The following is an 8,685-nucleotide window of genomic DNA, read 5'->3' on the forward strand; positions in this document are numbered from 1 at the left end:
CTGCGACCGGGCCAGAGTCTACCGGGGGGCGCCGTCCGTCGAGCCCAGCATCTCAGCGTCGAGCATCTCGTCGGCCGCGGCGACCTGCTCGTCCTCGCCCTCGAACTCCGCATCGAGGCGGTCGTGGGCCACCACGGACAGGAGCGCGTTCAGCGCCGCGCCGGCGAGGTTGCCCCAGGAGGCGACGTAGGAGAACTGCCACCACCACAACGCCTCCTCGACGTTGCCGTCGCGGTAGTGCCGCAGGCCGTTGACCAGGTCGAGCGCGATGGCCGTCAGGTCGTCGGAGAGCTGGCTCTCGACCACCTCGGGGACGTAGGGGTCGAAGACGAAGCTGTAGGTGTCGACGCTGTCGAGGATGCCGCCCAGGCGCATCCGCATGTCGTCGAGGTCGGGCTCGGGCCCGACGTCGGGCTGGTACTCGGCACGGGGCGTGAAGTCGCGCTGGGCGCCGAGCCGCGCGCCGGCCAGGAGCACCTGGCTGATCTCCAGCAGCAGGAGGGAGATCGCCCGTCCGCCGTCGCCCTCGCGCGACACCGCCTGCAGCGCCAGCAGGAAGCTCTCCACCTGGTCGGCGATCTGCTGGGCGAACTCCTCGGTCTCGGCGTCGAGGTTCGTGGTGCCGGTCATTCAGCGTTCCGCCTTCCTGCGAATGCACGTCCGAGGGTGACCTCGTCGGCGTACTCGAGATCACCACCTACGGGCAGTCCACTCGCCAAACGGGTCACGCGCAACCCGAGCGGCTTGAGCATCCGGGTGAGATAGGTCGCGGTCGCCTCGCCCTCGAGGTTGGGGTCGGTGGCCAGGATGACCTCGGTGATCGCGCCGTCGGCCAGCCGCACCATCAGCTCGCGGATCCGCAGCTGGTCGGGTCCGACCCCGTCGATCGGGGAGATCGCGCCGCCGAGCACGTGGTAGCGGCCCCGGAACTCCCGGGTGCGCTCGATCGCGACGACGTCCTTGTACTCCTCGACCACGCACAGCACCGCCGGGTCACGCCTCGGGTCCCGGCAGATCCGGCACTGCTCGTCCTCGGAGACGTTGAAGCAGATGTTGCAGAACTTCACCTTCGCCTTGACCTCGATCAGGACGTCGGCGAGACGGCGTACGTCGGCCGGCTCCGCCTGCAGCAGGTGGAACGCGATCCGCTGCGCGCTCTTGGGGCCGACCCCGGGCAGCCGGCCGAGTTCGTCGATGAGGTCCTGGACAACGCCTTCGTACAACGCCGGGGCCTTCTCAGAATCCGAGCTGACCGGGCATGCCGCCCGCGCCGCCGCCACCGGCGAGCGGCCCGAGGGTCTCGCTGGCCAGCGCGTCGGCCTGGGCCTTGGCGTCGCGGTAGGCCGCCACGATCATGTCGCCGAGGTCGGAGAGGTCGTCGGGGTCGCTGGCGTCGAAGCCGCCCGCCTTGATGTCGACGCCGACGAGCTCGCCGACGCCGTTGACCCGCACGGTCACCGCACCACCGGCGACGGTGCCGTCGACGATCGTCTCGGTCAGCCGCGCCTGGGCGCTCTGGAGCTGCTCCTGCATCTGCTGGGCCTGCTGGAGCAGCGCGTTCATGTCGAAGCCGCCGGCGCCGCCGAGGGCGTCGAAGGGGTTCTGGCTCATGGTGTGGTCACCTCTCGGGTCGTTCGTGCGATCACTGGTGCCGCACCTCGTCGATGATCCTGGCCCCGAGCTCGCGGCGCAGCAGCTCGGCGGTGTCGATGCCCTGGTTCTCGGCGTCGAGGTCGTCGGGGTGCGCCTCGGCGTCGGCCGCGGCGAGGTCCTCGGCGCGGTTGGGCCGCTCCGTGCCGTTGGCCCGGGTCTGCTGGATGGCCCCCCGGGCCGCGGCGATCGACTCGGGGTCGGCCCGAGGCTTGGACGACTCGGGCGACTCGGGCGCGGCTCCGGCCCCGGGCGCGGGGTCCCCGCCGGCCCAGTCGGGCGGGCCCGCGGGCTGGGTGTCGGGCTGGGCGGCGGGCGCCTCGGGGGCGGGCGTCGGGGCGGCCGGCGCCGCCGGGGCGTCCGGGAGGGCGTGGGGCGCACCCGCGTCGGCGCGTGCTCCGGGGTCGACGATCGTCTCGATGCGCCAGTCGGTGCCCACCACGTCGATGGCCGCCTGCCGGACGATCTCGGGGCTGCCGCCGTTGTCGAAGGAGTCGCGTGCACCGGCGTTGCTGAAGCCCAGGGTCAGGGTGCGGTCGTCGACCGCGACCACCTGGGCGTTCTGCGTGAGGTGGATCCAGGTGACGCGGCGGCGGAGCTTGGTGGCCTCGACGATGTCGGGCCACAGCCGGCGCACGTCGACGAGCGTGAGCCCGCCGGCACGAGGTGCGGCCTCGGCGGGGGCAGCAGCAGGTGCGGCGGGGGCGACCGGCTCGGCGGCGGGAACGGCCGGGGCGGGCGGCGCGGGCTCCGCGGCGGGGGCGACCTGCTCGCGGACCGGCTCCGGCTCCGGGCGGACGGGCTCCGGGCGGACGGGCTCCGGGCGGACGGGCTCCGGGCGGACCTGCTCCGGATCGGGGCGGACCGGCTCGTGGTGGACGGGCTCGTGGTGGACGGGCTCGTGGCGGGCAGCGCCGGGGGTCGGCGCCACCACGTCGCTCTTGACGGTGACCGACGCGGGCCGGTCCTGCGCCGGTGGCAGCGGCGCCGCCGTCGCGGTCGCCTGCGCGGAGGGGGTGCCGGTGATGGCGATCCGCTTCTCGAGCCGGTCGAGCCTGGCGAGGACGCCGTCGGTGGCGTGGTCGGCACCCGGGAGCAGGACCCGCGCGCACACCAGCTCGAGCAGCAGCCGGGGCGCGGTCGCGCCACGCATCTCGGTGAGCCCGGTCGCGACCAGGTCGGCGGCCCGGCTCAGCTCGGCCCCGCCGAAGCGCGCGGCCTGGGCCACCAGCCGCTCCCCCTGGTCCTCGGAGACGTCGATCAGGCCCGTGGCCGGCGCGTCGGGGACGGCCGCCACGATGACCAGGTCGCGCAGCCGGCGCAGCAGGTCCTCGGTGAAGCGACGTGGGTCCTGCCCGGTCTCGATGACCTTGTCCACCACACCGAAGACCGCGGCACCGTCACCGGCGGCGAACGCGTCGACCACCTCGTCGAGGAGCGTGTCGGGGGTGTAGCCGAGCAGCCCGGTCGCCAGCGCGTGGGTGACGCCCTCGGGACCGGCACCGCCGAGCAGCTGGTCGAGCACCGAGAGCGTGTCGCGCGCGGAGCCGGCGCCGGCCCGGACCACCAGGGGCAGCGCCGCCGGCTCGATGGAGACGCCCTCCTTCTCGCACAGCTCGGAGAGGTACGACGACAGCAGCCGCGGCGGGATCAGGCGGAACGGGTAGTGGTGGGTGCGCGAGCGGATCGTCGGCAGCACCTTGTCGGGCTCGGTGGTCGCGAAGATGAAGCGCAGGTGCGGCGGCGGCTCCTCGACGAGCTTGAGCAGGGCGTTGAAGCCCTGCGTCGTCACCATGTGCGCCTCGTCGATGATGTAGACCTTGTAGCGGCTGCGGACCGGCGCGAAGAACGCCTTCTCCCGCAGGTCACGCGCGTCGTCCACGCCGCCGTGCGACGCGGCGTCGATCTCGATCACGTCGATGGACCCCGGCCCGCCACGGGCCAGGTCACGGCAGCTGTCGCACTCGCCGCACGGATCGGCGACCGGCGCCTGCTCGCAGTTGAGCGCGCGGGCCAGGATGCGGGCCGACGTGGTCTTGCCGCAGCCGCGCGGGCCGGAGAAGAGGTAGGCGTGGTTGACCCGGTTGTTCGCCAGCGCGGCCCGGAGCGGCTCGGTGACGTGGTCCTGGCCGATGACCTCCCGGAATGTCTCGGGCCGGTAGCGGCGGTACAACGCGAGGGGTGACTCCACGCAAGAACCCTAACCACCCGCGCCGACAGCCGGTAGCGCGCGGTACCCGGGCATGAAAAGGCCCCCCGCGCACCCGACAGAGCTCGCTTACCCTTGCTGCCTTCCGGCCCTGGGGGAGTTCGGCAAGATGCCGCCACACGGGGGGTTGGCCCGAGTGTAGGGGAGCGGCCCGACGCCCACCAAGACGGCACCTCTGGGTGGGGGGATTTCGTCCCGCCCGGGAGCGACCGGTACTCTCCTCCGCGGAGGATTCGCCTAGTGGCCTATGGCGCTCGCTTGGAAAGCGGGTTGGGTTAACAGCCCTCAGGGGTTCGAATCCCCTATCCTCCGCCACGAAACGAACGGGCGCCGACCACGCGGTCGGCGCCCGTCGTCGTTCGCAGGCCTCGTCAGGTACGCCGGCGCGCGGTCACCGGCCGCAGCAGCAGGGCGAGCAGCAGTGCGCCGCCGCCGAGGAGCCCCCACCACACCGCGTGCTCGCGGGTGGCTGCGAGGACGTCGGCCTCGGGCTCGGGCGACGTGGCGCGGGGCGTCCGGCCCTCCTCGGGCCGGGCCCGCGGGAGGTCTCCCGCCCGGTCGGGGTGCAGCGGCCGGGTGAGCGCCTCGACGGGCTGCACCACACCGGCACCCCGCAGCGGGGTCGGGTCCAGCGCGGACCCGTCCGCGGTGTCGAGGAGACGGGCGACGATCTGGGCGGGCTTCTCCGTCGGGTAGCGCGACCAGAGCAGGGCCAGCACCCCGCTCACCTCGGCCGTCGCCCAGGAGGTCGCCACCTCCTGCACGACGCAGGTGCTGCCGTTGAGGTCGATCGACACCCCGCCGTACGTCGGCGCGGCGACGTCCGTCGCGGAGTTCTGGACGACGTAGGTGGTGGGAGCCGGGTGCTCGGGGTCCCCGTCCGGCGTCGCCGTGACGGCGACGACGTGCTCGTAGCGCGCGGGGGCGACCAGGTCGTGGGCGTCCTCGCCGGTGCGGAACGTGCCGAGGGTCTCGTAGTTGAGCTGCCCCTCCCCCGGTCGGTTGCCGGCCGCGGCGACCACGACCACGCCCGCGTCCCACGCCTTCTCCACGGCCCGCTCCAGCTCCGGCGTGTGGGCGGTGGCGAGCGAGATGTTGGCGACCTTGATGCCCTCGGCCCGGGCGTGCCCGGCCACCCACTCCAGCCCGTCGACGAGCGCCGACGTCGAGACCTTGGTCTGTGGCGGCTGCGCGCCGTCCTGGGGCAGGTCCGTGTCGTAGACGCGCACGTCGATGATCGACGCACCGGGTGCCACGCCGACCGGCTTGCCGTTGGCGCGGGCGTGCCCGGCGACCAGGCCCGCGACCACGCTGCCGTGGCCCGAGACCAGGCCCTTGGTCGCGGTGCCGAAGGACTGGTGCGACCTCACGGTCAGCAGCGGACTGTCCACGACGCCCGAGTCGAGCACGGCGACCGTCACCCCGGAGCCGGGCGCCCGGTCGCCGAAGAGCTCCTGCGCCTGCTCGGCACCGAGGGCCTCGAGGGGCACGCTGGTGTTCTCGGTGTCGGTCCGCGGGGTGTCGGTCTGGCTGCCCAGGCAGGCGGCGTCGACGTCGGCCTGCGCGGGCACCGCCGGGACCAGCAGGCCGGCCAGCGCCAGGCCGGTGACGGCGCCCGAGGCGGCGACGCTCAGGCGCACCCCCGGCTCCCCTCGCTGCGCGGCGGGCACAGGGCGGCGTCCACGGAGAGGTAGACGCCCTCGTCGAACAGCCCCACCCACGAGTCGGGCACCTCGGCGACCGGGTAGTCGCCGTACCCGAGCCGGGTCGCGACGTCGGGCCCCTCCAGCGGGTAGGACTGCCCCTTGGCGTCGATGAGGAAGGGGGCACCCCCGGCGGACTGGCCCCAGTCGCCCGACAGCACGTAGGCGCCGCGACCGGGCTGCACCCGGACCGAGCGCTCGCCCTCGCGCACGTCGGCCGGGGAGGCGTCGCCGGTGGCGTCCGTGGCGACGTGCGCCACGGGTGCCTCACCCTTCTCCGCGGCGAGCAGGGCGCAGTGGTCGCCCTCGGTCGCGCGCAGCGTCCCGGACGGCCAGTGCTCGGACTCGTAGGGACCCTTGACCTGCCCGACGTTCGGGGGGCTGTCGAGCGTCCACTCCACGGGCGCCCGGCCGGAGCGTGAGCCCTCGGCGATCCGGCCGGTGGGGGTGGGTGAGTTCCGGTAGACGGCGAGCGCGAAGTCGTCAAGCGGCTCCGGGCCGTCCTGGGTCAGCAGCAGGGACTCGTCACCCGTGGTGAGCACGTCACCGATCCGGGCGTCGCCCGGGATCCCGAACTCGCCACGGTCGGGCGCCGGGTCCCCGAAGCCCGTCAGCCCGAAGGTGTCCCAGCTCAGGTCACCGCCCTCCGGGAACAGCGCCAGCCACTCTTCGGGCACCTCGGTGCCGCCGGCGCGGTTCGGCAGCTGCAGGTCGGCGAGCAGGTTGTCCTGGCCCTCGCCGAGCTTGCCGCCGGCCGGGAGCTGGTAGCGGTGGGCGCCGGTGCCGTCCGAGGCCTCCGCGATGACGTACGTGGTCTTCTGGCTCGTGACCACGAAGCCGTTGTCCAGCGCCGCGCGCGCCTGCGACGTCGCGGACACGTCGACGCGCAGTCCGCTGCCGGCGCGCGTGCAGGCGGTCCAGCCGTCGGGGATGAGCAGCGAGTCGTCGGGCACGCTCGCCGGCGCACCCAGGATCCCGATGTCGTCCCCGATGGTCTGCGACTCGATGGTCTTCTGCGAGACGATCCTGGGCTCGACGTCACCGCCGGTGTCGAGGATGAGTCGTGCCGAGGTGATGTTGATGACCGGGCGCAGGACCGGGTGCTCGCTCTCCTCGACGATCACGTAGGCGGCACCGGTCTCCTTGGAGACGATCAGGCCGGGCTGCGTCCAGTCCTCCGGGTCCTTGGGGGCGAACACGCCCGCGATCGCTGCTCCGGCCATCAGCAGCACGGCCAGTGCCAGGCCTCCGACGATGGTCCGGCCTGGCCGCGCCGGCTCCACCTCACGGCCGCCGGGCGCACCGGACACGAACGCCGTGACGAGGCGGCGCCGGCTGAAGGAGTAGGCCTCGACGAGGTCGCGCTTGGTGGCCATCGACGCCTCAGCCCCGGATCGCCGAGTAGACGCCGACCGCCACGACCAGGAGCGGCAGCAGCCCCACGAGCGCCACGGTCTCGGCCACGTCGCCGAGCCGCCCGCGGCGCACGGACGGCGTGGAGGGCAGCAGCGTCACCAGCAGCAGCACCCCACCGGTGACGGCGAGCGCGACGGCAGCGGTGGGTCGCCAGTCCGGGTGCAGCCAGAGCATCGAGCCCGCGACCGACACCAGCCCCACGATCCCGGAGACGAGTCCGACCAGCACCTCGGACCCGGTGCGGTACTGGCGGGTGCGGAGCATCACGACCAGGCAGGCGAGGACGGCGAGCAGGGTGCCCGCGAGGCCGAGCGAGACCGAGAGCGGCGCGATCAGGACCAGCAGCAGCCCCACGGTGGCCGAGACCGCCACCAGGATCTCGTGCGCGACGCGCGCGTCGGCACTGACCCGGGCGGGGTCGACCTCGGCGGGGTCGGCGGTGATGTCCGCGACGGAGTACAGCTGGTCGACCGTGGTGCCGGTGGCCCCGAGCGCGAGCCACGGGAAGACGCTGCCGGCCATCACGACCAGCACCAGCGCCGTGGTCAGCACGACCGCAGGGTCGAACGCCGCGGCCCGCATGACCAAGCCGGTGGCCAGGAAGATGGCACCCACGACGACCGGCGGGATCACGAGGGTGCGGCCCTCCCCGACACCGACCAGGGCGACCAGCCCGGCGACCAGGGCGCCGGCACCGGCGCACGCCACCGGGAGGCCGAAGAACTCGCCGTCGGTGACCAGCATCAGGCCGGCCACGGCGGCGTACACCGAACCCATCCAGGCGAGGGCCACGGCGGTCTCGGCCTCGTGCTGGACGCGGGAGAGGACGATCGCGCCGACCACCAGGGCTGCGGCGACGACCACGGCTGCGACCGCGGCCAGCAGGGAGCCGCGCTGGATCAGCAGCGCCACCGCCCCCAGGGCCATGAGCAGGCCCGCCGCGGACAGGGCGGTACGCCGGCCCGACGCCGGTTCCCAGGGCTTGAGGTCGTGCTCGACGACGTCGGTCATCGCCTCCACGACGTCGTCGTAGACACGCGGCGGCGGGTCGTCGATGCCGGCCGTCACGGTGAGGAGACCACCGTCCTCGACGCCCTGGATGATCAGGCCGGAGTCGCTGGCCAGCTCGCGACCCTCCGCCGTCACGAGGCGGTAGCCGCCGAAGACGGTGGAGGCGTCGAGCAGGCCGACGCTGCGCGCCAGCTCCGGCACCAGCTCGGCGACGGGGACCGCACCCGGGAGGACGAGGTCGACCCGTCGGGTGCCTGATGCGACGGTCACACGGACCAGTCCGGACGTGGTGACGGGCGCCTGGCTCATCGTGTCTCCCCCAAGGTCCCCAAGATGTACCCCGATGTCGTGGTGGCCGCGGTCCTCACCGGGCCCGTGACCCCGGGTCCGGCCGGACCGGCTGAGATGCTACCGCCCGGGACGGCCGTGGCGACCGTCCCGGGCGGGAGCAGTGAATCCGTCGGACTCAGTCGATGACACCGGGAGCGGCACCCTCGTCATCGACCCAGTCCTGCTCCTCCTCGAAGAAGTCCGTGTTCTTCTTCCGGGGGTCCTTGTTGGTGCGGCCGCCCTGGCCGCCGGCGGCACCACGGCCGCCCGCGGCACCGCGCGAGCCGCTCGCGCCGCGTCCTCCGGCAGCCGCGCCGCGCGCCGTGCCCGTGGCACCTCGAGCCCCGGCACCGCCGCGAGCCCCGG

8 protein-coding genes, 1 tRNA gene and 1 other RNA gene are annotated in these 8,685 nt (G+C 73.9%); 1 reads left to right on the forward strand and 9 read right to left on the reverse strand.

Features of this window, described 5'->3' with window-relative positions; translation table 11 throughout:
• Positions 1–18: 18 nt before the first annotated feature.
• The 5 genes from ACFO9I_RS02285 to ffs all read right to left on the reverse strand — a co-directional run bounded on the left by ACFO9I_RS02285 (position 19) and on the right by ffs (position 3,988).
• Positions 19–630: a DUF5063 domain-containing protein gene (locus ACFO9I_RS02285; protein ID WP_379177359.1), complete on the reverse strand. Its 612-nt coding sequence runs from the start codon at positions 628–630 to the stop codon at positions 19–21.
• Positions 627–1,223, reverse strand: coding sequence for a recombination mediator RecR (gene recR / locus ACFO9I_RS02290; protein WP_379177360.1), 597 nt, complete (start codon positions 1,221–1,223; stop codon positions 627–629). The genes ACFO9I_RS02285 and recR overlap by 4 nt, the downstream gene beginning before the upstream one ends.
• 13 nt (positions 1,224–1,236) lie before the next feature.
• Complete coding sequence (locus ACFO9I_RS02295) at positions 1,237–1,611, reverse strand: YbaB/EbfC family nucleoid-associated protein (RefSeq protein ID WP_379177361.1); 375 nt, start codon at positions 1,609–1,611, stop codon at positions 1,237–1,239.
• 31 nt (positions 1,612–1,642) lie between these two features.
• Positions 1,643–3,841, reverse strand: a complete 2,199-nt coding sequence (locus ACFO9I_RS02300) for a DNA polymerase III subunit gamma and tau (protein ID WP_379177362.1) — start codon at positions 3,839–3,841, stop codon at positions 1,643–1,645.
• Positions 3,842–3,897: 56 nt separating this feature from the next.
• Positions 3,898–3,988, reverse strand: an RNA gene (gene ffs / locus ACFO9I_RS02305) — signal recognition particle sRNA small type.
• Between the two features lie 97 nt (positions 3,989–4,085).
• Here ffs and ACFO9I_RS02310 point away from each other — a divergent pair.
• A tRNA-Ser gene (locus ACFO9I_RS02310) sits at positions 4,086–4,174 on the forward strand.
• Positions 4,175–4,230: 56 nt separating this feature from the next.
• Here ACFO9I_RS02310 and ACFO9I_RS02315 read toward each other — a convergent pair.
• From ACFO9I_RS02315 to ACFO9I_RS02330, 4 genes are all read right to left on the reverse strand, one after another.
• Positions 4,231–5,499 carry a S8 family serine peptidase gene (locus ACFO9I_RS02315; RefSeq protein WP_379177363.1) on the reverse strand — a complete coding sequence of 423 codons (1,269 nt, stop codon included), beginning with the start codon at positions 5,497–5,499 and terminating at the stop codon, positions 4,231–4,233.
• Positions 5,490–6,938, reverse strand: coding sequence for a type VII secretion protein EccB (gene eccB, locus ACFO9I_RS02320; RefSeq protein WP_379177364.1), 1,449 nt, complete (start codon positions 6,936–6,938; stop codon positions 5,490–5,492). The genes ACFO9I_RS02315 and eccB overlap by 10 nt, the downstream gene beginning before the upstream one ends.
• Positions 6,939–6,945: 7 nt before the next feature.
• Positions 6,946–8,298 (reverse strand): type VII secretion integral membrane protein EccD, encoded by a 1,353-nt coding sequence (gene eccD, locus ACFO9I_RS02325; RefSeq protein ID WP_379177365.1) that lies wholly within the window; start codon positions 8,296–8,298, stop codon positions 6,946–6,948.
• A gap of 157 nt (positions 8,299–8,455) precedes the next feature.
• On the reverse strand, positions 8,456–8,685 hold a 230-nt coding region (locus ACFO9I_RS02330; RefSeq protein WP_379177366.1), incomplete at its 5' end, for a hypothetical protein.

Source organism: Nocardioides sp. GCM10023255 (assembly GCF_042653125.1).
Lineage (GTDB): Bacteria > Actinomycetota > Actinomycetes > Propionibacteriales > Nocardioidaceae > Nocardioides.